The following is a 24,591-nucleotide window of genomic DNA, read 5'->3' on the forward strand; positions in this document are numbered from 1 at the left end:
ACGGCAGAATCGAAGCATGCCCGCCGCGCCGAACCTGCTCGCCGACCATGCCTGCCTCATCGTCCACGGCAGTGACCGCCCGGGTATCGTCGCCGCCGTCTCGGCGATGATCACGCGGATCGGCGGGAACATCGTCGCGTTCGACCAGTACTCGGACGACCCGATCGGCGGGGCGTACTTCCAGCGCGTGGTCTTCCACCGGCCGGGCTTCGCGGCGGATCGGCCCGAGATCGAGGCCGGGATCGCCACGACGCTCGCCGACTTCGAGCTGGAGTGGTCGCTCACCGACCAGTCGGTGCCCAAGCGCATGGCGATCCTGGCGTCGCAGCAGGACCACTGCCTTCTCGACCTGCTGTGGCGGCACCGCCGCGGCGACCTTCCCGTCACCATCCCGATGGTGATCTCGAACCACACCACGTCGGCCGAAGACGTGCGCTCGTTCGGGGTGCCCTTCTTCCACGTGCCGTCGGCGCCCGGTCCCGACAAGTCCGCCGCCGAGGCGAAGATCGTGGAGCTGCTGAAGGGCAACGTCGACTTCGTGGTGCTCGCCCGCTACATGCAGATCCTGTCGGGCGACTTCCTGTCGCAGCTCGGGGTGCCCGTCATCAACATCCACCACTCCTTCCTTCCGGCCTTCATCGGCGCCGAGCCGTACAAGAAGGCCAAGCAGCGCGGCGTGAAGCTCATCGGAGCCACCTCGCACTACGTCACCGACGACCTCGACGAGGGGCCGATCATCGAGCAGGACACGGTGCGGGTCACCCACGCCGACTCGGCGGCGGAACTGGCCCGGCGCGGCGCCGACGTCGAGCGTCAGGTGCTGTCGCGAGCCGTGCTGTGGCACGCCGAAGACCGCGTGATCCGCCACGGCAACCACACGATCGTCTTCTAGATCAGGCGCAGCTCGGCGTCGATCGCCGTCGCCGCGGCCTGCAGTCTCGGCAGATAGGCGTCGAGGACGTGCTCGACGGTGTCGCGCGTGGCGCTCGTCGAGACGTTGACGGCGGCGACGACCTCGCCCCGCCGGTCACGCACCGGCACGGCGACCGAGCGCAGTCCGGGCTCGAGCTCGCCGTCGACCAGCGCCCATCCCTGCTCGCGGACGCGGGCCAGTTCCGCCCGCAGCGCGGCGGCGTCGGTGAGGGTTCGCTCGGTGAGGGCCTGCGGAGCGGATGCGGTCAGCAGGGCCTGGACCGCGGCATCCGGCTGCTCGGCCAGCAGCACACGCCCCATGGACGTCGCGTAGGCCGGGAACCTCGTGCCGATCGTGATGCGCACGCTCATGATGCGACGGGTGGGCACGCGAGCGACGTAGACGATGTCGGCGCCGTCGAGGACCGCCGCAGAGACGCTCTCGTCCACCTCGTGCGAGAGGCGCTCGAGGTGCGGCTGCACGACCTCGGGGATCGACACGGCGCTGAGGTAGCTGAATCCGAGTTCGAGCACCCGCGGCGTGAGGGCGAACCGCGCGCCCACGCCCGTCGCTGAGCCTGACCCGGTCGCTGAGCCTGTCGAAGCGCGCACGTATCCGAGCTGCTCGAGGGTGCGGAGGAACCTTCCCGCCGCGGCACGCGTGATCCCGGCGCGCCGAGCGACGTCGCTCAGGGTGAGCTCGGCGTGCTCCGCGTCGAATGCGCGGATGACGGCCAGCCCGCGCGCGAGCGACTGCACGAAATCGCCCGAGGGCGCCGACCGGGGCTCTTCACTCACTCGCCGTGCTCCTCGCGGGTGGAACGGGTGTCCGTACGCGAGACTATCGCGCCGTCCTCACCGTCCCCACGGCCCCTCCACTCGCCGCTGGCGCGTCGAGCGGAGCCTCTAGCCGCGTGGGCCCAGCCGGGCGAGCATGCGCGCCAGCTCGCCCCGCACGTCGGCGATCTCGCGCAGTTCACCCTCGGCCCGTCCGAGGGCGTCATCCAGCCCGTCGCCGGAGGTGCGATGCCCCGCGAGCAGCTCGAGGTCGGCCCGGGTGGTCGCGACGATCCCACCGAGCGCGGCGGCGAGGGCCTGGCCGGCGACGAGCAGGTCGGCTCGCACGTTCGGATTGCCGATCTCGGCCAGCAGACGCACCTCGTCGACGAGGGATGCCGCGACCCGCCCCACCGCCAGCGACGACTCCGTCGCCTCCACGGTGGCCGCGCGCACGGCGCGCTCACGCTCCGGGCCGTCCTCCATCGCCAGGGCCGCGCCGAACTCCGCCGAGCGCACGCCGTCCGCTTCGGCCGCTCCGGTCGCCTGCCGCCGGATGCGACCGACGCGTTCCCGCGCCCGCGCGGCCTCCGGCTCGTCGGGCGTGTAGGCGGCGACCATTCCGAGCAGCGCCGCCGAGATGCCGGTCATGACCGCGCACGCCGCGCCCCCGCCGGGCGCGCCGTGACCTTCCGCGAGCCGGTCGAGCCACTCGTCGAGCGGGGTCGCGGCAGGGATGAGATCGTCGTCGGCCATCATGCTCCTCGGCGTCGGCGTGCTCCGCCGGTGGGGGCGACGGATGCCGTCACCCTATGGTCCGGACGCCCCCGGCCCAGGGGGCTTGACTCTCCACTCGTCGGGACCGCACGTGTTCCGCCGAGACCGCAGGTTGCGGGCGCTCGTCGGTCAGCGCTCGAGCACCACCGCGAGGCCCTGGCCCACGCCGATGCAGATCGCGGCGACCGCGACGCCGCCGCCGCGGCGCTTCAGCTCGTGCGCGGCGCGCCCGATGATCCGTCCGCCGGAGGCCCCCAGCGGGTGCCCGATCGCGATGGCGCCGCCGTGGATGTTGAGCTTCGCGGGGTCGAGCTCGGTCCACAGCTGCAGGCAGGCGAGGCTCTGCGAGGCGAACGCCTCGTTCAGCTCGACGAAGTCGACGTCCGCCCAACTGCGGCCGGCCCGGGCAAGGGCGCGGTTGGCCGCTTCGACCGGCGCGATCCCGAACACGTCGGGGTCGTTGCCGAAGACGCCCCGGCCGGTGATGCGAGCGAGGGGCTCGGCATCCATCGCCCCCTCTGCGCCGAGCAGGACCGCGGAGGCTCCGTCGTTGATCGACGACGAGTTGCCCGCGGTCACGGTGCCGTCTGCGGCGAAGAGCGCCTTCAGGCCACCCAGCTTCTCGAGCGTCGTGTCATCGCGGATGCCTTCGTCGCGCGCGAGCTCGGCACCGGCGACCTGCACGATCTCGTCGTCGAAGACGCCGCCCGCCCACGCCTCGGCGGCGAGGCGGTGGCTCTGCAGCGCGAAGGCGTCCTGCTCCTCCCGCGAGATGCGGTAGATCGAGGCCAGCTTCTCGGCCGACTCGCCGTTCGCGATCGTCCACTCCTTCGGCAGCGCCCTGTTGACCATGCGCCAGCCGATGGCGGTGTTCCACAGGGTCTGGTTGCCGACCGCGGGCCACGGCTTCGCAGACTTCTCCACCACGAACGGGGCCCGGCTCATGGACTCGACGCCACCGGCGAGCACGATGTCGGCGTCCCCCGCTTCGATCGCCCGCGACCCCTGGATGACCGCCTCGATGCTCGATCCGCAGAGCCGGTTGACGGTCACACCCGGCACGCTCGTCGGGAATCCGGCGAGCAGTGCACCCATGCGGGCGACGTTGCGGTTGTCCTCGCCCGCCTGGTTCGCGTCGCCGAACACGACCTCCTCGATGCGGGCCGGATCGAGCCCGGTCCGCTCGACGGCCGCCTTCATGACGACGGCGGCGAGGTCGTCGGGGCGGACGCCCGAGAGACCGCCCGCGGCACGGCCGAACGGCGTGCGGAGGGCGTCGTAGATGTAGGTGGCAGGCATGTCAGTCCTCGGTTCCTTGGCCGGTCGAAGAGGCGGACGCCGCGGCTTCCCGCAGGCGGAGTCCGGTGAGTTCGGCGAGCGATTCCACGGTGTTGTCGCCGAAGGCCTCGCGCACCGCGAAGCCGTCGGGGGTCACGTCGAAGATCGCGTGATCGGTGTAGACGCGGGTGACGCAGCCGACACCGGTCAGGGGATACGTGCACTGCTCGACGAGCTTGGACTCGCCGGTCTTGGTCAGCAGGTCGGTCATGACGTAGACGTTCTTGGCGCCGATCGCGAGGTCCATCGCGCCGCCGACGGCCGGGATGGCACCGGGCGCACCCGTCGACCAGTTGGCGAGGTCGCCGTCCTGCGAAACCTGGAACGCGCCGAGCACGCAGACGTCGAGGTGCCCGCCGCGCATCATTCCGAACGAGTCGGCGTGGTGGAAGTAGGCGGCACCGGACAGAGCGGTGACGGGCTGCTTGCCGGCGTTGATGAGGTCGGGGTCGACGAGGCCGGGAGCGGGCTTGGGCCCCATGCCCAGCATGCCGTTCTCGGTGTGCAGGATGATCTCGAGGTCGTCGGGCAGGAAGTCGGCGACGAGAGTCGGTGCGCCGATGCCGAGGTTGACGTACGAGCCCTCGGGGATGTCGGCGGCGATGCGGGCGGCGAGCTCGTCGCGCGAGACCCGCGTGGCCGTGGGCTGGTCGGTGGTCACTGGTCCCCCTCCCGGGATGCCGTGGCATCCGCGAGCGGCCGCCCTTCGATGTCGACGCCGCCGACGAAGTCGCCGCCTCGCGTCCATGCCCGCTCGCCCACCGCGACGACGCGGTCGACGAAGATGCCCGGCGTGACGATGGTCTCGGGTTCGAGCGACCCGAGGGGAACGATCTCGTCGACCTGCACGATCGTCGTCGTCGCGGCGGCCGCCATGATCGGCCCGAAGTTGCGTGCCGTCTCGCGGTACACGAGGTTGCCCCAGCGGTCACCCTGCCGGGCGCTGATGAGGGCCACATCGGCCTTGATGGGGTACTCGAGCACGTAGGTGCGCCCGTCGATCACGCGCTCCTCCTTGCCCTCGGCCAGCTGCGTGCCGACACCGGTCGGAGAGAAGAAGGCGCCGACTCCGGCGCCGGCCGCGCGGATCCGCTCGGCGAGATTGCCCTGCGGGACGAGCTCTAGTTCGATCTCGCCGGCACGGTACAGCTCGTCGAAGACCCACGAATCGTGCTGGCGCGGGAACGAGCACAGGATGCGGCGCACGCGCTTCTTGGCCAGCAGCGCGGCAAGCCCGACGTCGCCGTTGCCGGCGTTGTTGTTCACGACGGTCAGGTCGGTCGCGCCCTGGGCGATGAGCGCGTCGATGAGCTCCACCGGCTGCCCGGCCCGGCCGAACCCGCCGATCATGACGGTCGATCCGTCGCGGATGCCGGCGACGGCCTCCTCGACGGACGCCACGGTCTTGTCGATCACAATGCCTCCGTGTTCGCTGTGCGAACGCTTGTACGTACTGCGACCAGTCTAACGATCGGTCGAGCGATGGGGAAGGGCTCGACGGTGACATCCGTCGCCGGTACAGGCGGCCGCGGTCGGCCGTGTCACTCGGCGGCGAAGACCTCGTTCGCGATGCGGAAGGCCGTGTTCGCGGCGGGGACTCCGCAGTACACCGCGCTCTGCAGGATGATCTCGCGGATCTCGTCGACCGTCAGCCCGTTGCGCAGCGCGGCACGCAGGTGCATGGCGAGCTCTTCGTGGTGGCCGAGGGCGATGAGCGCCGTGATCACCGCCACCGAGCGCGAACGCCGGTCGAGCCCCGGCCGCGACCAGATGTCGCCCCACGCCACGCGGGTGATGAAGTCCTGGAAATCGGCGGTCAGCTCGGTGGTTGCGGCCGTCGCGCGATCCACGTGAGCATCCGAGAGCACGGCTCGGCGCACGGCCATGCCCTGGTCGTAGCGCTCCTCGTCGGTGAGGCCCTCGCCGGCGGGTCTGGTCATGCGGATGCCCCCTGTGCTGCCGATCGGCCGGGTCGTCGCGATGCGAAGAAGTCGAGCAGGGCGGATGCCGTGGCCTCGGGCTGCTCGGCGGGCGGCAGGTGCGCGGCGCCGGTCATCGCCAGCGCCGTCCCGTCCACGACGCCGTCGGCGATCTCGACCGCCTTCGATTCGGGGGCCACGCCGTCGTGCTCGCCCCACACGGCGAGCACCGGCGTTCGGATGCTGCTGAGTTCAGGGCGGACGTCGTACCCGGCGAGCGCCTCGCAGCACAGGGCGTAGCTCTCGTCGTCGGCATCCTGCAGGGCGTGCAGCAGGCGGCCCGACAGCTCGGGGCGGCGGGCGACGGAGTCGGGGGCGAACCACCGCTGGGCCGACGCGATGATGAGGCTCGACGTGGACTGGGCGCGCACCTGGGCGGCCCGCTCGTGCCACGCGGCGGGATCTCCGAGCTGGGCCCCGGAGGCGAGGATGGCGGCGGCGGCGACCCGGTCGGGGTGCCGCAGCGCGAGGCTCAGCCCGACCGCGCCGCCGAGCGAGACACCGGCGTAGAGGAAGGGACCCTCGACCGAGGCCGCCACGGCATCGGCGAGGTCGGCGACGGTGAAGGACTCCGTGGCCGGGGACGAGGCGCCATGGCCTGGCAGGTCCCACGCGACGACGCGGTAGTCGGCGACGAGCGCCGGGGCCACGTCCTCCCACAGGATCGTCGATGTTCCGAGCGACGGACCGAGCAGCAGGAGCGGCGCGGCGTCCGCGTCGCTCACCGGGCGGCCCAGCGGCGTCAGCGCGATCGAGGGCAGGGTCATTCGTTCTCCTGAAGCCGGCCGGCGCCCGGTGACGCCGGTCGTTCGGCGACCGAGCTGTCGACGAGCGAGCCCGCCAGTCCGGTGTAGTTCGCGGGATCGAGCAGCGCGTCGATGTCGACACCGGCTGCCTCGGGGATCTCGTCCACCAGTTCGCGAAGATCGCCGCCGGCTCCGGCCGCCGACACGATCTCGGCGACGCGATCGGTGCCGATGAGCGGCCCGAGCACGAGCGACAGACGCTCGGCCACGATCAGCCCGCGCGTCGTGGTGAGGTTGCGGGCGACGGCGGCGGTGTCGACGTGCAGCCCTTCCACGAGCCGCTGCGCGGTCGCCGTCGCGCCGAGTGCCAGCCGCAGCAGTTCGCGCAGCGTCGGCCATTCGGCGTGCCAGGCGCCGTCCGGCCGCTCGTCGACGGCGAGCGCCGAGGCGAGGTGAAGGGTCGCGCCCAGCTGCGGGGCACGCAGGGCGGCGGAGCGGAGGAGTACGGATGCCGCAGGGTTCTGCTTCTGCGGCATGGCCGAGGATCCGCCGGCGGCGCCCTCGGCGAGCTCGCCGATCTCGGTGCGGCTGAGGGTCGCGACGTCCGCGGCGATCACTCCGACCGCGTCGATCGCCTGGACCAGCGCGTCGCCGAGTTCGGTCACCGGCCATCGCGTCGTGTGCCACGGGGCGGCGGGAGCGGCCAGGGCCAGCTCGCGCGCGAACGTGGCCGGCAGGGCGGCAGCGGCATCCGTCCCCGCGATCTCGGCGAACGAGGCGAGGGTTCCGCCTGCGCCGCCCAGCTGCGCCGGCAGCTCACGCCACGCCGCCTCGAGCCGGTCGCCGGCACGCCGGACGCCGCGCAGCCATGCCGCGGCGCGAAGGCCGATCGTCGTCGGTACCGCGTGCTGGGTCAGCGTGCGCGCGGCCGCCACCTCGTCGCGGCGCGAGCGGGCGAAGCCGCGCAGCGCGATCTCGGTGTGGCGCAGCGACGCGCCGGCCTGGATGGCGGCGCGGCGGCTGACGACCATGAGGGCCGAGTCGACGATGTCCTGGCTCGTCGCGCCGCGATGCAGCCACGGTCGGGCCGGCTCCGACAGGCGCTCCCTGAGCACGCGCACCAGCGGGATCACCGGATTGCCGCCCGACACCGAGGCCGCCGTCAGCGAGCCGAGCTCGACGCCGTGGTCGCGGCATCCGCGCAGTCCGCCTTCCCAGCCGAACTCGGTCTCGATCTCGTCGACCACCTCGGCGGGCGCAAGGCCCGCCGCACCGTAGGCCCGGGCCAGGGCGACCTCGGCCGTCACGAGGGCGTCGAGGATCGCGGCATCCGTCACCGCCTCGTCGTGACCCACGGTCACCGGCGAGAGCAGACCGGCATCCACCACGTTCGGCGGGCCGGCGGATGCATCAGAAGGCAAGGAACACGGTCTCCTTCTCGCCCTGCAGGTGGATGTCGTGGTGCAGGTGTCCGCTCGGCAGGCGCGTCGCGATGAGCGTAGCGCGCTCGTCGGACTCGAGCGAGGACAGCAGCGGATCCGCGGTGAGGAGCTCGTCGTCCTCGGGCAGGTAGATGCGCGTCACGAGCTTGTCGGGCAGGCCGCGTGCGAACACGACCACCGAGAAGAACGGAGCGCCGCCATCGACCGAGCCGGGGTTGCGGGTCCAGAACTCGTAGCGGCCGACGTCGGTGGTCGCCGAGCGGCCGAAGCCCGTGAACGAGTGGTCGTCGCGACGGAACGCGCCGTGCGCCTGCGGGATCTCGCCGTTCTCGTCGGCGCTCCAGATCTCGACGACGGCATCCGGGATCGGTGCGCCCGCCCCGTCGAAGACCGTGCCGCCCAGCACGATCGCGCCGGGGCTGTGGGGGAAGACGACCTCGTGCTTCTTCGGATAGTCCAGGCCGAAGGCGAAGAACGGGCCGACCGTCTGGCCTCCGGTGGGCTCGTGGGTCTTGGGACCCAGGTCACGCTTCGCGCGTGCCCCCCGGTGATCGAGCTTGTCGAGATCCATCAGTGCTCCCCTTCCTCGGGCTCGAACCACGTCGCATCGGGTCCGTCGACGACGATGTCGAAGCGGTACCCCATCGAGAACTCGGGCACCGACAGGTCGTGGTCGTACTGGCCGATGAGGCGGTCGCGGTCCTTCTGACGCCAGATGGTGTTGTAGATCGGATCGAGCGGGAACAGCGGGTCGCCCTGGAAGTACATCTGCGTGACCAGGCGCTGGGTGAACCCCGAGCCGAAGATCGAGAAGTGGATGTGCGCGGGCCGCCACGCGTTGACGTGGTTCTTCCACGGGTAGGCGCCGGGCTTGATCGTCGTGAACTTGTAGAAGCCGTTCTCGTCGGTGACCGTGCGACCCGCGCCGGTGAAGTTCGGGTCGAGCGGGGCCGGATGCTGGTCGCGCTGGTGGATGTAGCGGCCCGCGGCGTTGGCCTGCCACAGCTCGACGAGCTGGTGGGCGACCGGGCGGCCCCACGAGTCGAGCACGCGGCCCTCGACCGTCATGCGCTCGCCCTGCGGCTCGCCGAGGTGCTGCAGCGTCAGGTCGGACTCGATCGCGGCGACGTCACGCTGGCCGAAGGCCGGCGACCACAGCTCGATGGTCTCGGGATCGACGAGCTTGGGGTTCTTCGTCGGGTGACGCAGCAGCGTCGACCGGTACGGCGGGAAGTCGTGCAGGCTGATCGGCAGCTTCTCGCCCGCCTCCTCGCGGCGAGCCGCTTCGGCGTGGTAGTCGACGATCTCCTGTGTGATCTCGCCCTGCGTCAGCTGGTCGGGCGAGGCGAGCAGCGACTCGGGTGCCGCTGCGGCCGGCTGCTCGAGCACGACCGAGGACGAGAACGCCTCTTCGCCCCGAGGGTCGGATGCGGCTTCGGCTGAGGTCATGAGGTCTCCTTCGACACGCGGTTCCCTGCGGAACGGTCGTGACCAGGGTGACACCGCGGCTCCGGGGCGACGTCGAGAATTCTCATTCAGTGGGATTGACGGACGCGGCGGGCGCGGTCACATCCGCGCCTTCACCCCTGGCGGAGGTCGTGGTGCAGATCCTTCGCCGCCTGCACGACCAGCGGGCCGAGACGGCGCTCGTCCGCGCGCTCGAGGTGGACGACCAGGCCCATCGCGATCTGCGGGAGCCCCTCGACGCGCGGGAGCGCGGCCGCGACCGAGACGTTGCCCAGCGTCATCTCCTCGCGCGTGGTGGCATAGCCGAGAGCCCGCGTGCGGGCGATGTCGGCGCGCAGCTGCGACTCGGTCGTGATCGAGTTGAGGGTCTCGCGCTCGAGCGGCGCGCGGAAATATCGTTCGAGCCACGGCTCGTCGCGTGTGGCGAGCAGGGCCTTGCCGACCCCCGTGGTGTGCAGCGGTCCGCGGCCGCCCATGCGGCTCAGGGTCGGGATCGACTGGCGTCCCGTGAGCCGCCCGACGTAGAGCGCGCTCGTCGTCTCGGGGGTCGCGCCGTCGAGCACGGCGAGGTGGACGTTCTCGCCGGTCGCCTCGTACAGCCGCACCATGTGCGGCAGGGCCGTCTCGCGCAGCCGGAGCGACAGGGGCGAGAGCTCGCCGAGCTCCCACAGCCGGGGGCCGATCGCATACGTGTGGCCCGGGCCGCGGGTGAGCAGCCCCTCGTTCACCAGCGTCGCGAGCAGCCGGTGCAGGGTCGAGGTCGCCAGGCCGGTGCGTGTGGCCAGCGCGGCCGCGGTCACCGCCGGCTCGTCGTCGCTGAAGCACCCGAGCACGCGCAGCGTGCGCTCCAGCACGCCCTCGCCGTCGCTCATGGGTCCTCCCGGTGCGAGGCTACCCCTGCTCGTCCCCGGCCCTCGCCTTCGGCGAAACCTCCCTTCTCGCCGAAACCACCCGCCTCGGACGCGCCGACGAACATGGTCTCGCCGAGAAGGGGTGGTTCGGGCGCAATCGGTCGCCCCGAGCCGCCCGGAAGCTGCGCGCGTGACACAGTGGGCCTATGGCCAACTCGCCCTCCGGCGACTCGATGACCGAGCGCATCGTGCGCGTGCTCGAGACGTTCACGGCCGAGCGCTCGATGCAGACCACCGCCGAGATCGGGCGGCGGGCGGAGCTGCCGTCGTCGAGCGCCCACCGCATCGTCGACGAGCTCGTTGCCGCCGGCCTGCTGGAACGCGATGAGGACAGGCGCGTCCATCTCGGGCTGCGCCTGTGGGAGCTCGCACTGCGCGGCTCGACCGCACTGCGCCTGCGGCAGGCGGCCCTCCCCCACATGGAGCGCGTGCAAGCGCTCATCCGCCAGCACACGCAGCTCGCCGTCCTCGAGCAGGACGAGGCACTCTTTCTCGAGCGCCTCTCGCACCCCGACGCCGGGGCGAACATCACCCGCATCGCCGGGCGGCTCCCCCTCCATGCGTCCTCGTCGGGTCTTGTGCTGCTCGCGCATTCCCCGGCCGAGCTCCGGGATCGGGTGCTCGCGGGACCGCTGCGGGCGGTCGCTCGCGAGACGGTGACGGATGCCGCGCGCCTGCGCCGCCTGCTCTCCGAGGTCCGCCGATCCGGCGTGGCCGTCGCCCCGGGTTCGATCGAGGCGGTGTCGACCGGCGTCGCCGTGCCGATCCGGGATGCCGGCGAGGTCGTCGCGGCGCTGTCGGTGGTGCTCCCGCGCGAGATGCCGCCCGACGCCGCGATCGCCGCACTGCGCGAGGCGGCCCGCGCGATCGAACTCGCACTTCGCGCCGACCGCCGCTGACGCGTTCGTCACGGTCGACGCGCCAGGTCGGGAGGAGATGTGGCCGAGCGGAGGTCTCCGCCCCGGCATCCGTCCTCCCTTTCCCCACGATTCCTCCGCCCACAACCACCCCTCACGCCTCCTCCGCTCACCGTCTCCGCGCCAGGTCGGGAGGAGATGTGGCCGAACGCAGGCCCCGCCTTCGGCATCCGTCCTCCCTTTCCACACAATTCCTCCGCTCGCGCCCACTGCTCACGCCGCGCCCGCCCACCGCTCACCGTCTTCACGCCACGTCCGGAGGAGATGTGGCCGAACGGAGCACCTGAGCCACCGCATCCGCCCTCCCCTTTTCGCCACATCTGCTCCGTTCCGCCCGCCGTCGACGCCGCTGCCGCCATCACATCGCGCTCCCGATGAACGGGAATCATCGCGCGGCGCTCGGCCCGGCGGGGCACACTGGCTCCAGCATCCGTAGCGCTCATCGCGCCACTGCCACCGGGCACCGCCGGCCGTCGAAGGAGACGACATGACCACGATCCGCACGCGCGTCGCCATCATGGGCGCAGGCCCCGCCGGGCTGCTGCTGTCGCATCTGCTCGGAATCGCCGGCATCGAGTCCGTCGTGATCGACCGGCGCTCGCGCGAAGAGATCGAGACGACGATCCGCGCGGGAATCCTCGAGCAGGGCACCGTCGAGATCCTCGACTCCTCGGGCGCGTCCAGCCGTGTGCGCAGCGTCGGCAATCGTCACGACGGCATCGAGCTGCGCTTCGCCGGCGCCGGTCATCGCATCGACTTCGCCAGCACGGTCGGCCGCGGGGTGTGGCTCTATCCCCAGCACGAGGTGCTCAAGGACCTCATCTCGGTGCGGCTCGGCAAGGGGCAGGACCTGCGGTTCGGGGTGACCGCCGAGCGCGTCGAGGACGCGGCATCCGCTCGCCCCCGCGTGATCGCGACAGACGCCGACGGCGCGCGCCTCGAGATCGAGGCGGACTTCGTGGTCGGCGCCGACGGCTCGCGGAGTGTGGCGAGGGAGGCGGTGTCGGGATCGTCCACCGGCGGCTACTTCCGCGAGTATCCGTTCGCGTGGTTCGGCATCCTGTGCGAGGCGCCGCCCAGCGCCGACGAGCTCATCTACTCGAACTCGCCCGACGGGTTCGCGCTCATCAGCCAGCGCAGCGCCACGGTGCAGCGCATGTACTTCCAGTGCGATCCGGATGCCGATCCGAATGCCCTCACGGAAGCCGAGCTCTGGGAGGCGCTGCAGGCCCGCGTTCCCGGCACGACGCTGAAGGAGGGCCCGATCTTCCAGCGCGACGTGCTGCGGTTCCGCAGCTTCGTCGCCCACGAGCTGCTGCGCGGCCGGGTCGCCCTCATCGGCGACGCCGCCCACACCGTCCCCCCGACGGGAGCCAAGGGCATGAACCTCGCCGTCGCCGACGTCATGGTGCTCGAGCGCGCGCTGCGCGCACTGCTGCTCGACGGCGACGAGCGCCTCATCGAGGCCTTCCCCGAGACGGCGCTGCACCGCATCTGGAAGGCGCAGCACTTCTCGTGGTGGATGACGAACATGCTCCACGTCGCACCGGATGCCTCGGACTTCGACCGCCGCCGGCAGCTCGGCGAGCTCCGCTCGGTCGTCGAGTCCGAGGCCGGCCGCACCTACCTCGCCGAGGCCTACACGGGCTGGCCGCTGGAGGGGATCCGCTGACGCACGACTGCCGCTCAGCGGGAACCGTGCGCCGGCGCCGGACCGCGCTCGGCTAGAGTCCGGTGACCATGGCTCCATCGTCGTCGACGACTCCGCCGCGCTCCGCGTCGCGCACGACGTCGGTCGCAATGCTCATCGCCGCGGTGTGCCTGGTCGCCGCGAACATGCGGCCCGCGATCACCGGCCTCGGTCCGCTCCTCGATCAGATCGGCGCCGACACCGGCCTGTCGGTCGCGGTTCTCGGCGTGCTCGCCGCGGTGCCACTCATCGCGTGGGCGCTGTTCTCGCCGCTCGCGCATGCGGCGAGCCGCCGGTTCGGACAGCCGCGCGTGCTGCTCGGGTCGCTGCTCGTGCTCCTGGTCGGCACCGTCGTGCGCTCCCTGCCCGGCCCCGTGGTGAGTCTCTGGATCGGCACCGCGGTGATCGGACTCGGCATCGCGCTCATCAACGTGCTCATGCCCGCCGTCGTCAAGCGCGAGTTCGCCGGCCACGTGCGCGGGGTCACCGCCCTCTACACGGCGCTGCTGGCCGGGTTCGGAGCGATCTCGTCAGGCGTCGTCGTTCCGATCTCGCACATCGACCTCGGCGGCGACCCCGCGGGATGGCGCTTCGCCCTGCTCGTGACGGGCGCCATCCTGCTGCCCTTCGCGATCGTCGCCTGGTGGTGGGCGCATCGAGGTGCGCGCCGTGCCCACGTCCGCGCCGCGTCGCAGCACGGCCGCACCGGCATCTGGGCCGACCCCGTCGCGTGGCTGGTGGCCGCGTACATGGGGCTGCAGGCATCGATGTTCTACATGCTCGTGACGTGGCTCGCGGCGATCTCGATGTCGACCGGCCGGTCGGAGGTGGTCGCCGGCATCGACGTCATGATCTTCCAGCTCTTCTCGCTGGCCGGCTGCCTGCTGCTTCCCCTGCTGCTTCGCGGCCGGGTGGAGCGGCTCGTGCCCGCGCTCATCCCGTCGCTGGCGATCCTCGGCGTCATCGGGCTCATGCTGGCGCCGAGCGGGATCGTCTTCTGGGCCTCGCTGATCGGCCTGTCGTCGGGGGCGACCCTCGGCATGTCGCTCACGCTCATGGCGCAGCGCGCACGCGACCACGACGCCTCGGCCGCGCTGTCGGGCATGTCGCAGTCGGTCGGGTACGTCATCGCGGCGATCGGACCGGTCGCCTTCGGCTGGCTCCACACCCTCACGGGCGGATGGATCGCACCGCTGTCGCTCCTTCTCGGGGTCCTCGTGCTGCTCACGCTCGTCGGCGTCTTCGCCGGTCGCGAGCGCTTCGTCCTCGACCGCCGATAGCCGGGAACGGATGCCGTGCCCCGCTGCGCCCTCGCGGGGCAGTCTCTGCGGCCACGTCCCGGCGATGCCCGCAAGGACTGCCCCTCGAACGGACAGGCATCCACCGCCACGCAGCTCCGGGGTCAGCTTCTGCGGCTACCTCCGAGCGAAACCCGCAAGAACTGCCCCTCGAACGGACAGGCATCCACCGCCACACAGCTCCGGGGTCAGCTTCTGCGGCTGCCTCCGAGCGAAACCCGCAAGAACTGCCCCCCACGGACAGGCAGCCGGGAACGGATGCCGCGGCCGCGGCGCCCTCGCGGGGCAGTCTCTGCGGCTCGGACCCCGCGATACCCGCGCGAGCTGCCACCCGAACAGGCGCGGCATCCGCTTCTCCACGCTCGGGGGACACCTCGCGCAGCAACACCGGGGTCATACCCACGCGAGCTGCCCCCTGAATGACTCACGCGAGCCGGGGAACCTCGGCCCCGGGGAACCTCGGCCCTCGCGAACCTCAGTCCTCGGGAAAGGCCAGCGCGCGCAGCAGGTCGGTGAGGGTCTGCCGGTCCTCGTCGGAGAGCTGGGCGTGCACGCGCTCCTCGGCTGCGCGCGCGGATTCGCGTGCCGCGGAGGCCAGCGCGCGTCCCGCGTCGGTGGCGACCACGACGTTGGCGCGACGGTCGGCGGGATCGGGCCGGCGCTCGACGAGACCGCGGGTCTGCAGGTCGTCGACGAGGCTCACGACCTGACTCGGGTCGAGCCGCAGGAACTCGGCGAGTTCGCGCTGCGAAGGGCGCGCCTCGCCGGCGGCGAGCGAGAGCACCGAGTACGAGCGGGCCTTGAGGCCGTGCCCCGAGAGCGCGGCGTTGCCTGCGGCGAGCGCGATCGCATTGGCACGGGCGAGCAGGAAGCTCAGGTCATCGGTGAGCGCCGAGGCACGGAGGCCGGACTCGGCGGCGGCAGGCTTCGGCATGGCACGATCGTAGTCGAGTCCATGGAGGAACGGAACGATTGACTTTCTCAACGGTTTGGGTCTGTAATGGAGTCAGCAACGAAGGAGTCACGCATGACACTCGAAGGCAAGGTCGCCATCGTCACCGGCTCGGGCCGCGGTCTGGGTCTGGCCTACGCACAGGAACTCGCCCGCCAAGGCGCCGCCGTCGTCGTCAACGACGTCGATGAGGCGACCGCCGCGGACGCGGTCGCATCGATCGAGGCCCTCGGCGGGCGCGCCACCGCGGTGGTCGCTCCGGTCGGACCGACCGAGACGGCGAAGCAGCTCGTCCAGACCGCGGTCGACACCTACGGGCGGGTCGACATCCTGGTCACCAACGCCGGCGTGCTGCGCGACACGGTGCTGTGGAAGATGAGCGACGACGACTTCGACACCGTCATCAACGTGCACCTGCGCGGCACCTTCACGTGCGTGCGCGAGGCCGCCACCTACATGCGCGCCAACGAGATCCCCGGCCGCATCATCTGCATCGGCTCCCCGACCGGTCAGCGCGGCAACTTCGGCCAGACCAACTACGCCGCCGCCAAGGCCGGCATCGTCGGCATGGTCCGCACCTGGGCGCTCGAGCTGAAGAAGGCCGGCATCACCGCCAACGCCGTGATCCCCGTCGCCGCGACCGCGATGACCGCGACCGTGCCCTACTTCGCCGCCGCCGTCGAGGCCGACGAGAAGGGCGAGCCGATGCCCGCCTTCTTCCGCCACGACCTCGGGTTCGGCACCTCGGACGACGTCGCCGGACTCATCGCCTATCTCGCCTCGGATGCCGCGGCATCCGTCACCGGTCAGGCCATCGGGATCGGCGGCGATCGCCTGCAGCTGTGGTCGCACCCCGAGGCGGTCGCCACCGCCTACAGCGACGGCGGCTGGTCGTACGACGACCTGACCACTGGATTCGAGGAGGCTGTCGGCACGCTGCAGACCGTCGGCGAGAAGTTCCCGCCGCTCCCGGAGGACCTTCAGCGCTCCTGAACCTGATCGCTGAGCTCGTCGAGGCATCCTTCGACAGGCTCAGGGACCGCCCCGACCCGGAGGACCGGCATGACCCGCTACGAGCCCGCGATCGACCTCGATGCGATCGAGGCGATCGATGTGCACGTGCACATCGAGGTGGACGGTCACGGCCACGCGTCGCTTCCGCCCGACCTCGTCGAGGCCGCCTCGAAGTACTTCAGCGCCGACGGGCCACGCCCCGATCTCGACTCGATCGCGACGTACTACCGCGAGCGCAGGATGGCCGCCGTCGTTTTCACAGTCGACGCCGAGACCCAGCTCGGGCACGCGCCGGTCTCGAGCGCCGAGATCGCCGAAGGCGCCGCGCGCAACAACGACGTGCTGATCCCGTTCGGCTCGGTCGATCCGAACAAGGCGTCCGCGGTCGACGACGCCCGGCGCCTCATCGAGGATCACGGGGTGCGGGGTTTCAAGTTCCACCCGACGGTGCAGGGATTCGATCCTTCGGACCGTGCGCACGAACCGCTCTACGCCGTGCTGCAGGACGCGGGCGTGGTCGCCCTCTTCCACACCGGGCAGACCGGCATCGGTGCGGGGCTCCCCGGCGGCCGCGGCTTCCTGCTCGGCCTGTCGAACCCCATGCTTCTCGACCCGGTCGCGGCGCACTTCCCCGAGCTGCAGATCATCATGGCCCACCCCTCCGTGCCCTGGCAGGACGAAGCCCTCTCAGTGGCCACCCACAAGCACAACACCTGGATCGACCTGTCGGGCTGGAGCCCCAAGTACTTCCCCGAACAGCTCGTCCGCGCGGCCAACTCGTACCTCAAGCGGCGCGTGCTGTTCGGCTCGGACTTCCCGCTGCTGACCCCCGACCGCTGGATGACGGATGCCGCCCGTTCGACAGGTTCAGGGACCGCTCTTTTCAAGCCCGAGGTCATGCCCGGCATCCTCAAAGACAACGCGGCCCGGCTTCTCGGACTGGCCGCCTCGACCGCCCACCAAGGAGACACACCATGACCACCACCGTCGCCTACTCCGACGTCGCCGGAATGGCCGGCACCGACCTCGGCTGGTCGGACTGGCTCGAGGTCACGCAGGACCGCGTGAACCTCTTCGCCGATGCCACCGACGACCACCAGTGGATCCACGTCGACCCCGAGCGTGCGGCATCCGGCCCCTTCGGCGGCGCGATCGCGCACGGGTTCCTCTCGCTCTCGCTCACCGTGAAGTTCTGGTCGGAGCTGTTCGATGTGACCGACGTCACGACCCGGGTCAACTACGGACTCGACAAGGTGCGCTTCGTCTCGCCCGTGAAGGTCGGATCCCGCGTGCGCATGAACGCCGTCATCGCCGAGGTGACCGAGGTGCGCGGCGGCTACCAGTTCGCCGTCGACCAGACCATCGAGATCGAGGGCGCCGACAAGCCCGCGGTCGTGGCGCGGGGCCTGTACCGCTTCTACGCCTGAAACCGTCCACCGCCCATTCCTCACGCAGAGGACACCGCAACGATGCACCACAAGGGACTGGGTTTCTGGCTCGCCAAGCGGCGCCTGCGCGACCCCGACAAGCCCGCCGTGATCTTCGGCGACGACGTGCTCACCTATGGCGAGTTCGCGGATGCCGCGGACCGCGTTGCGGCCGTGCTGTGGCATCGCGGCATCCGCAAGGGCGACGCCGTCGCGTACATCGGCGAGAACAGCCCGCAGTTCCTGCAGGTCATGTTCGCCGCGGCGCAGCTCGGCGCAGTGTTCGTGCCGGTGAACACGCGTCTCGCGCCCCCCGAGATGCGCCATGTGCTGGTGGACTCCGGCGCGCGGGCACTCATCCTCGATGTCGACTTCCTCGAGCGTGCGATGCCCGGCGTCGAAGCCGCCCGCATCGCGCAGGTCATCGTGACGGGGGACGGCAGTCCCGAGAACCCGGGGCTCGCGCGACTGGCGGCCGAGCGCAACGCCGGCCACACCATCGCCGACGTCGATCTCGACGATCCTGCCGCGATCATCTACACCTCGGGAACGACAGGACGTCCGAAGGGCGCGGTGCTCAGTCACGGCAATCTGACGTGGGTCGCCCTTAACTGCATCGTCGACTACGACGTCGTCTCGACGGATGTGTCGCTGATGATCTCGCCGCTCTTCCACGTGGCGTCGCTCGGCATGGGAGCGCTGCCGGTCGTCCTCAAGGGGGCGACGCTCGTGCTCGAGAAGGGCTTCGAAGCGGGCCGCGCGCTGTCTCTGATCCAGCGCCACGGCATCACGATGCTCAGCGGCGTGCCGACGACCTATCAGATGCTGGCCGACCACCCCGACTGGGGGGCCACCGACCTCACGACGCTGCAGAAGCTCACGTGCGGCGGATCGGCCGTTCCCACCCGCATCCTGAACGCCTACGAGAAGCGCGGCCTGTCGTTCTCACAGGGCTACGGCATGACAGAGACGTCACCGGGAGCGACCTCGCTCTCGCCCGCCATGACGCGCGCCAAGCAGGGCAGCGTGGGCCTGCCGCACTTCTTCACCGAGGTGCGCATCGCCGATGAGAACGGCGACATGGTTCCCCGGGGCACGGTGGGCGAGATCGAGATCACCGGACCCAACGTCTTCCTCGGCTACCACGGACAGCCCGAGGCGACGGCAGAGGCCTTCACCGATGACGGCTGGTTCCGCTCGGGAGACCTCGGCTACCTCGACGCCGACGGCTACCTCTTCATCGCCGACCGGCTCAAGGACATGATCATCTCGGGCGGCGAGAACATCTACCCGGCCGAGGTCGAGAACCTGATCTCCGATATCGAGGGCATCTCGGGTGTCGCCGTGGTGGGCGTTCCCGATGAACGCTGGGGCGAGGTTCCGCTGGCCGTCGTCACGCTTCAGGAGGGAGCCGAGGTCGACACCGCGATCGTCCGCTCGCACCTGGACGGGCTGCTCGCCCGCTACAAGCTTCCGAAGAGCGTCGTGGTCGTCGAGGAGCTTCCGCGCACTGCGTCGGGCAAGGTGCGCAAGGCCGATCTCCGGGCGCGGTTCGAGCGGGGCTGATGCAGCGTGGCGCACGCTCCTCCCGTCCCATCGCTCGACCGCTCCTTCGAAGTGGTCGCCGACCTCGGGCCGCTGGAGGACCACGGGATGACCCGCGCCGGACATCGCCGGGTCATCCCGGTGATCGGCGGCACGGTCACCGGTGCGTTCACGGGGGTGATCCTTCCGGGCGGCGCTGACTGGCAGACGGTGCGCGCCGACGGCTCGATCGAGATCGACGGCCGCTACAGCGCCCGAGGAGAGGACGGGTCCCTCCTCTACATCCGCGCGAAGGGCGTGCGCAGTGGCGACCCCGAGGTGCTCGAGTCGCTCCTGCTCGGCGAGGACGTCGACCCCGTCGCCTACTACTTCCGCGCGGCGCTGACGCTGGAATCGGCTGCTCACCCCGAGTTCGAGCGCTCGGTCTTCGTCGCGTCCTACGTCCGCGAGGCTGCGCGAGTCCGGTACGTCGCCTACCGCCTCACGTGAGTCCACCACCCCCGGGGTGAGTCACGTCGGGCCTGCAGGGGTGATGGGCCGACGAACGACGCCCCGGCATCCGGATGACGGATGCCGGGGCTTTCGCTCGTCGTGGCCTCTCAGCCTCGGTAGGTGCCCCAGTCGTCGGCATCCCACATCCGGGCCGGAGCCCCGCCGTGCTGCGCCCGGTCGAAGCGAGCGCCGCCGAGCTCGAACTCACTCCGGTCGTCGAGCCACTCGGCGCGCTCGACCAGCGCGCGGGGCGAGGTGGACGGCCAGGAACCCTCGCCGATCCTCGTGAACATCGTCTCGAACGCGGCCGCCTCCTCTGCGGCGGTGAAGGTGCAGTGGCCCTCTGCCTGGACGAACGCCTGGTTGAGCTGCGCTCGCTCGCCGGCCTCGCGGACCGTGGCCTCATACGCCTCGTCGTCCTGCGTCGAACCGGCGCCATCCCCTGATGTGCTCAGCGACAGCACCGGCACCCGAAGCTCGCCCGTGAACGATGCGGTCTGCTCGACGAAACCGACGACAGCGGGATCAGCCGCCAGCCGTGTCGCGCCCGCCAAGGTGCGCAGGTCCTCGTCGAGCGAGAGCCCGGCGTCGCGGTAGGCGGCCGCGACCTCATTCCAGCGGCCGGACTCGCGCAGCGCTCGCCGATAGTCAACCCCGGTGTTCCACGAGAACGTGCCGCCCGCCGTGTCTTCGTAGCCTGCACGCACGTGGGTCCCGACGGCGAAGGGGAGGTACTCGAGATAGCGGTCGATCCGCGCAGCACGATCGGTGATGTCGGTCCCCGTCGCGGGATCGAGCGCCGGGATCTTGCTCATCGCAGCCGCGAAGGCCGCACGCGCACGCCCTTCCGGTGTCTCGGACGCCTTCGCGACGAGGCCGTTCAACGCGCCGATCTCAGCGTCCAGGTCGACGATGCCCGTGATGCGCATCGTCGACTCCGGGTCGACGAGCTCACGCAGGACGAAAGCCGTGTCGAGCTTGTAATTCCACGTGCTCACCGCGCCCGCCCCGCCGCCGCACATCGGCACGGCGCCGTCGAGCCAGTCCGGGGCCGAGTCCGCCACGATTCGTGTGACGAGTCCGCCCTGGGATCGGCCGGCGAGGACGACGTCGTCGGGCGTACCGACCAGCTCCGAGAACGTCGCGACGGCGACGCCTGCGTTGTCGCGATCGCGCACCAGATCCCACCCGTCCGAGAGGTCGTACCCGATCAGAGCGCTCCCCCGCTGAAGCAGCCACTCGGCCGAGGCGAACTGAGCCGTGGCGCGCCCCGGCACGACCACGAGCGAGCCGTCCCAGTCCCCCGGGGCGATTGCGGTGAAGGCCGATCCGTCCGGGAGGACCCCCTCGTGGGTGGTGAGCTCTGAGGGCGCAGGAGCGTAGACCTCGGGCTCGCGCTCGGGCCGCACAACGGAACCGGGTGCGTAGCGGACGAACGCTCCGCCGCGCTCCAGCCCGGTGGTCTCGGCGATGGCGTCAGCGCGCTTGTCGAGCGCGCGAGGGCTGGCAAGGTTCTTCCACTTTCCTGAGTCGAGCCGGTCCTGCAGGGCGGTGACGAGCGCGGCGACCTCGGCGTCGGCGTAGTCGCAGTGACCCGGACGATCGACGAAGACCTGCTCGATGAGCGAGGAGGCACGGTTCTCGCGGACACGGTCGGCGTATGAGCCTGCCTGCGCGACGACCGGCGCGGCGTCACCAGTCTCGTGAAGCGACAGGACCGGACCGTCGATGTCACCGGTCGGGGTGGCGTTCTTCTGCATGTACGCGACGGCTCCGGCGTCCGCCATGATCCTCTCCCCGCCGTTCAGCGCACCGAGGTCCTCGTCGAGCGAGAGCCCGGCCGCCCGGTAGAGCTGTCTCACGAGGGAGAGCTGGCCGGATGCGCGAAGGGCCTCGGCGTAGTCCACCCCGGTGTTCCACGAGAAGTTGCCGCCCGCGCGCTGCTCCAGGGGCTGGCGCGGCGAGACGGCACCCCACATGAAGATGCGATACAGCTGCTCCTGCTGGGCGTCGAGGTCGTTGCGGCCGGGCTTCTCGGTGCCCGGCTGCGACCACGTCGGCATCTGGGCCAGGCTCGCCGCCAGCGCGATCCTCGCGCGCCCTTCGGGGGTCTGCTGTGCGGCGTCGAGCACTTCCTTGAAGGCCGCCTGACGCGCGGGCTCGTTCGTGACGCGGGCGAGCTCCAGCCGGGCATCGGCCGGGGCCAGGAGCGTCTTCAACGCGTAGGTGCCGTCCAGCGACCCGTTGAGCATGGGAATGGCACCGGCGATCGAGCCGCACAGCGGCAGCGCCGCATCGAACACGTCCGGCTGCTGCTCGAGGAGAGCGACCGACACCTGTCCTCCCATCGACGAGCCCCACGCGACGACGTGCTCGGCCTCGCCGAGCGCGGCCTCCGCGGCGTCGACGACCTGCGGCTGCGCGACGAGGAGGTCCTCCACGGCCCATCCCGAGCCCGCCGCCGCGCCGGCGAGCGCGTACCCCTGACTCGTCAGCCACGTGACGACCTCGGGCGACGGCCCGGCTGAGGCGACGCCTCCTCCGCCGCCGTATCCGGGGCTCCAGGTGAGCAGCGTCCCGCTCCACTGGGCAGGCTGGTGCACGACGTACTGGCCGCCGCCAGGCAGCACGCCCCGTAGCTCGGATGCCTCGGGTGGTGGCGCCGCCGAGGCCGGAGCGGCAGACAGCGTGAGGGCGACCGAGGCGGCGATCGCCAGGCCGGCTCGGATCGAGAGCGGTGACATGGTGTCCCTTCCCGCGGCGATCTTCGAGGACGGGCTCAGCCCGTTGTGGTGCGCCGCGAACGTGGTCTTCGTCGACCGAGGGCGCGACAGTTGTGCTGACGTGCGCCACGGGAGGTGTAGCGCAATGACCATGACACGATCGATTGACGATGTCAACGGTGGGAAAAGGAATCCGTTGACAATCGCAACGATTCGTGTTTTTGTTGACACACCACACCTCCAACGACGGACGTAGTTGAAAGTGTTTCTCGCCAGCGTCGGCGGAAACCGTCGCGGCCGTCCTTCCCGAAGTCCGAAAGGTGCCCGACATGAAGAAGACAGCAGTTGTCGCCGCAAGCGTCATGGTGGCGAGCCTGCTCCTGGCGGGATGCGGAGCGAGCCCGAACGCACGGACAGCGAACGAAGACTCGACGTCCGACGCGCCCTCCGAGCTGGTCTTCGCGGTCGTGCCGACCGATGACAGCGAGGAGCTCGAGAACAGCTTCCTCCCCGTCGTCGCGGCGATCGAGGAGACGACCGGGATTCCCACCCGCATCGAGGCGGTCAGCAGCAACGCCGGGGTCATCGAGGCTCAGGTCGCGGAGCGCGTCGACATCGCTGCGTACGGCGCATTCTCGTATTACCTCGCGTCGGACGTCGCGGACGTGGCACCCGTCGCGAAGGACCAGCGCACGCCGGAACCCGGTTCCGGTGCGGTCAACTCCCTCGGCGTGGTCGTGCCCGGCTCGGACATCGCCTCGATCGAAGACGTCGCGGGCAAGAACGTCTGCTTCACCGACCCGGCGTCGACGACCGGCTACCTCACCGCGGCCGCAGCGATGACCGAAGCGGGGATCAATCCCGAGACCGACATCAGCCCGCTGTTCGTCGGCTCTCACGACGTCGCAGTGACCCAGATGCTCGCCGGCGACTGCGACATCGCTTTCGTTGCCGAGACCTTCGTGACGACGATCCTGCCCGAGCGCGGCATCATCACCGAAGGCGACACCGAGACGATCTGGACGTCCGACCCGATCCCGGGCACCCCGATCGTGGTCGGCAACTGGCTCGACGACGAGCTCCGCGACCAGATCGTCCAGGCCGTGACCGACTACAACGCGGTGAGCGCCTTCGAGGCCGACCTGTGTGCAGAGCAGAATCGTGAAGCACCTGCCGAGTGGGGCGAGGAGTATGCCGGCGCGACCGCATGCAAGTGGGGTGGCACAGGAGCCTTCGCCTTCGAACCGGCGACAGCGTCGGACTACGACGTGATCAACGCCATCTGTCAGACCCTCGAGACGGATGTCTGCCGCGGCGAGGAATGAGCCGATGACCGTTCCCCTCATGAGATCACCCGCTAAGCCCGGCGCCCCCGCCCCGTCGGCCGATGCCCGCCGCGTGAGCGTCGCGCTCCACGACGTCAGCATGCACTTCGGCGAGAAGACCGTCTTGAAGGGGGTCGAGCTCGAGGTCGTCGCCGGACAGTTCGTGGCACTCGTGGGCCCTTCCGGAGCCGGCAAGTCGACCCTCCTGCGTCTCATCAACGGCAGCCACAAGCCGAGCAGCGGATCCCTCGCCGTCCTGGGCGTCGATCCGGCGACCTGCGGCCGTGGTGCGCTGCAGCGCCTTCGCACTCGCGTGGGGTTCGTGTTCCAGCAGTTCGGGCTCGTCGGGCGCCTGAGCGCGATGGAGAACGTGCTGATGGGCGCGCTCGGCTCGCTGCGGTTGCCGCGCTACGGGATCGCCAGCTATCCGCGCGAGCTGCGGGAACGAGCGGTCGCCCACCTCGAGCGTGTCGGGCTTCTCGACCAGCGCTATCAGCGCTGCGACACGCTCTCCGGCGGTCAGCAGCAGCGGGTGGCCATCGCGCGGACGCTCATGCAGGAGGCCGAGCTCGTGCTCGCCGACGAGCCGGTCGCCTCACTCGACCCCAACGCGAGCGTCTCGGTGCTGCAGACGCTGAAGAAGCTGAGCGCCGAGGACGGCTTCACCGTCATCTGCTCCCTGCACCAGGTGGAGCTCGCGATGGCGGTGTCGGATCGGGTGGTCGCGGTACGGGACGGCTCCTTCGTCCTCGACGCGCCGACGGCCGACACCGCGGAAGCGCAGATCCGCGCCGTGTATGCCCAAGCCGAGCAGGACTGAGATGTCGCTGACCGTCGATCGGCCTCCGGCGCAAGCGTC

Annotated in this window: 24 protein-coding genes; 11 read left to right on the forward strand and 13 right to left on the reverse strand. The window is 70.8% G+C overall.

Annotated elements, in window-relative coordinates; translation table 11 throughout:
* Positions 1–16: 16 nt before the first annotated feature.
* Positions 17–892, forward strand: a complete 876-nt coding sequence (gene purU / locus WYM_RS11085) for a formyltetrahydrofolate deformylase (RefSeq protein WP_019180904.1) — start codon at positions 17–19, stop codon at positions 890–892.
* Here the strand turns inward: purU and WYM_RS11090 are convergent.
* From WYM_RS11090 to WYM_RS11140, 11 genes are all read right to left on the reverse strand, one after another.
* Positions 889–1,710: an IclR family transcriptional regulator domain-containing protein gene (locus WYM_RS11090; protein ID WP_019180905.1), complete on the reverse strand. Its 822-nt coding sequence runs from the start codon at positions 1,708–1,710 to the stop codon at positions 889–891. The two genes, purU and WYM_RS11090, sit on opposite strands and share 4 nt — an antisense overlap.
* Positions 1,711–1,818: 108 nt before the next feature.
* Positions 1,819–2,445, reverse strand: coding sequence for a cyclodeaminase/cyclohydrolase family protein (locus WYM_RS11095; RefSeq protein ID WP_157525098.1), 627 nt, complete (start codon positions 2,443–2,445; stop codon positions 1,819–1,821).
* A gap of 150 nt (positions 2,446–2,595) precedes the next feature.
* Positions 2,596–3,765, reverse strand: coding sequence for a thiolase family protein (locus WYM_RS11100; RefSeq protein WP_019180907.1), 1,170 nt, complete (start codon positions 3,763–3,765; stop codon positions 2,596–2,598).
* A 1-nt stretch (position 3,766) separates the two neighbouring features.
* On the reverse strand, positions 3,767–4,465 hold the full coding sequence (locus WYM_RS11105; protein ID WP_019180908.1) for a 3-oxoacid CoA-transferase subunit B: 699 nt from the start codon (positions 4,463–4,465) through the stop codon (positions 3,767–3,769).
* Entirely contained in the window at positions 4,462–5,220 is a 759-nt protein-coding gene (locus tag WYM_RS11110; RefSeq protein ID WP_019180909.1) for a 3-oxoacid CoA-transferase subunit A, read from the reverse strand. The genes WYM_RS11105 and WYM_RS11110 overlap by 4 nt, the downstream gene beginning before the upstream one ends.
* A 125-nt stretch (positions 5,221–5,345) precedes the next feature.
* Positions 5,346–5,744, reverse strand: a complete 399-nt coding sequence (gene pcaC, locus WYM_RS11115; protein ID WP_019180910.1) for a 4-carboxymuconolactone decarboxylase — start codon at positions 5,742–5,744, stop codon at positions 5,346–5,348.
* On the reverse strand, positions 5,741–6,550 hold the full coding sequence (locus WYM_RS11120) for an alpha/beta fold hydrolase (protein ID WP_019180911.1): 810 nt from the start codon (positions 6,548–6,550) through the stop codon (positions 5,741–5,743). Before WYM_RS11120 ends, pcaC begins: the two co-directional genes overlap by 4 nt.
* A complete protein-coding gene (locus WYM_RS11125) occupies positions 6,547–7,950 on the reverse strand; it encodes a lyase family protein (RefSeq protein WP_051008118.1) in 1,404 nt (467 codons plus the stop codon). The genes WYM_RS11120 and WYM_RS11125 overlap by 4 nt, the downstream gene beginning before the upstream one ends.
* A complete protein-coding gene (pcaG, locus tag WYM_RS11130; RefSeq protein ID WP_019180913.1) occupies positions 7,940–8,542 on the reverse strand; it encodes a protocatechuate 3,4-dioxygenase subunit alpha in 603 nt (200 codons plus the stop codon). The genes WYM_RS11125 and pcaG overlap by 11 nt, the downstream gene beginning before the upstream one ends.
* Positions 8,542–9,420, reverse strand: coding sequence for a protocatechuate 3,4-dioxygenase subunit beta (gene pcaH, locus WYM_RS11135; protein WP_019180914.1), 879 nt, complete (start codon positions 9,418–9,420; stop codon positions 8,542–8,544). Before pcaH ends, pcaG begins: the two co-directional genes overlap by 1 nt.
* A 131-nt stretch (positions 9,421–9,551) precedes the next feature.
* On the reverse strand, positions 9,552–10,310 hold the full coding sequence (locus WYM_RS11140; protein WP_019180915.1) for an IclR family transcriptional regulator: 759 nt from the start codon (positions 10,308–10,310) through the stop codon (positions 9,552–9,554).
* A 185-nt stretch (positions 10,311–10,495) separates the two neighbouring features.
* Between WYM_RS11140 and WYM_RS11145 the strand changes: the two genes are divergently transcribed.
* From WYM_RS11145 to WYM_RS19960, 3 genes are all read left to right on the forward strand, one after another.
* Positions 10,496–11,248, forward strand: coding sequence for an IclR family transcriptional regulator (locus tag WYM_RS11145; RefSeq protein ID WP_019180916.1), 753 nt, complete (start codon positions 10,496–10,498; stop codon positions 11,246–11,248).
* 505 nt (positions 11,249–11,753) lie between these two features.
* Positions 11,754–12,938: a 4-hydroxybenzoate 3-monooxygenase gene (locus tag WYM_RS11150; RefSeq protein ID WP_019180917.1), complete on the forward strand. Its 1,185-nt coding sequence runs from the start codon at positions 11,754–11,756 to the stop codon at positions 12,936–12,938.
* A gap of 68 nt (positions 12,939–13,006) precedes the next feature.
* Complete coding sequence (locus WYM_RS19960) at positions 13,007–14,236, forward strand: MFS transporter (RefSeq protein WP_237739399.1); 1,230 nt, start codon at positions 13,007–13,009, stop codon at positions 14,234–14,236.
* Positions 14,237–14,729: 493 nt separating this feature from the next.
* Here the strand turns inward: WYM_RS19960 and WYM_RS11160 are convergent, their stop codons facing one another.
* Positions 14,730–15,188 (reverse strand): MarR family winged helix-turn-helix transcriptional regulator, encoded by a 459-nt coding sequence (locus WYM_RS11160; RefSeq protein WP_019180920.1) that lies wholly within the window; start codon positions 15,186–15,188, stop codon positions 14,730–14,732.
* A 93-nt stretch (positions 15,189–15,281) separates the two neighbouring features.
* On the opposite strand from WYM_RS11160, the gene WYM_RS11165 reads away from it, so the two are divergent.
* From WYM_RS11165 to WYM_RS11185, 5 genes are all read left to right on the forward strand, one after another.
* On the forward strand, positions 15,282–16,199 hold the full coding sequence (locus tag WYM_RS11165) for an SDR family oxidoreductase (protein WP_019180921.1): 918 nt from the start codon (positions 15,282–15,284) through the stop codon (positions 16,197–16,199).
* Between the two features lie 69 nt (positions 16,200–16,268).
* On the forward strand, positions 16,269–17,198 hold the full coding sequence (locus WYM_RS11170; RefSeq protein WP_019180922.1) for a 4-hydroxyphenyl-beta-ketoacyl-CoA hydrolase: 930 nt from the start codon (positions 16,269–16,271) through the stop codon (positions 17,196–17,198).
* Positions 17,195–17,647: a MaoC family dehydratase gene (locus WYM_RS11175; protein WP_019180923.1), complete on the forward strand. Its 453-nt coding sequence runs from the start codon at positions 17,195–17,197 to the stop codon at positions 17,645–17,647. Before WYM_RS11170 ends, WYM_RS11175 begins: the two co-directional genes overlap by 4 nt.
* Positions 17,648–17,689: 42 nt before the next feature.
* The gene (gene menE, locus WYM_RS11180) at positions 17,690–19,213 is read left to right on the forward strand and encodes an o-succinylbenzoate--CoA ligase (RefSeq protein ID WP_019180924.1); all 1,524 of its coding nucleotides are present in this window, start codon (positions 17,690–17,692) and stop codon (positions 19,211–19,213) included.
* A 6-nt stretch (positions 19,214–19,219) separates the two neighbouring features.
* Positions 19,220–19,681 carry a DUF3237 family protein gene (locus WYM_RS11185; RefSeq protein ID WP_019180925.1) on the forward strand — a complete coding sequence of 154 codons (462 nt, stop codon included), beginning with the start codon at positions 19,220–19,222 and terminating at the stop codon, positions 19,679–19,681.
* A 110-nt stretch (positions 19,682–19,791) separates the two neighbouring features.
* Here the strand turns inward: WYM_RS11185 and WYM_RS21105 are convergent, their stop codons facing one another.
* Entirely contained in the window at positions 19,792–22,428 is a 2,637-nt protein-coding gene (locus tag WYM_RS21105) for a prolyl oligopeptidase family serine peptidase (RefSeq protein ID WP_192813741.1), read from the reverse strand.
* 308 nt (positions 22,429–22,736) lie between these two features.
* Here WYM_RS21105 and WYM_RS19970 point away from each other — a divergent pair, with 308 nt between their 5' ends.
* Positions 22,737–23,732 carry a phosphate/phosphite/phosphonate ABC transporter substrate-binding protein gene (locus WYM_RS19970; RefSeq protein WP_083866201.1) on the forward strand — a complete coding sequence of 332 codons (996 nt, stop codon included), beginning with the start codon at positions 22,737–22,739 and terminating at the stop codon, positions 23,730–23,732.
* A gap of 19 nt (positions 23,733–23,751) precedes the next feature.
* Positions 23,752–24,552 carry a phosphonate ABC transporter ATP-binding protein gene (locus tag WYM_RS11200; protein ID WP_157525102.1) on the forward strand — a complete coding sequence of 267 codons (801 nt, stop codon included), beginning with the start codon at positions 23,752–23,754 and terminating at the stop codon, positions 24,550–24,552.
* Positions 24,553–24,591 lie beyond the last annotated feature (39 nt).

This window comes from Microbacterium yannicii PS01 (genome assembly GCF_000304335.1).
In the GTDB taxonomy this organism is placed as follows: Bacteria; Actinomycetota; Actinomycetes; order Actinomycetales; family Microbacteriaceae; genus Microbacterium; species Microbacterium yannicii_A.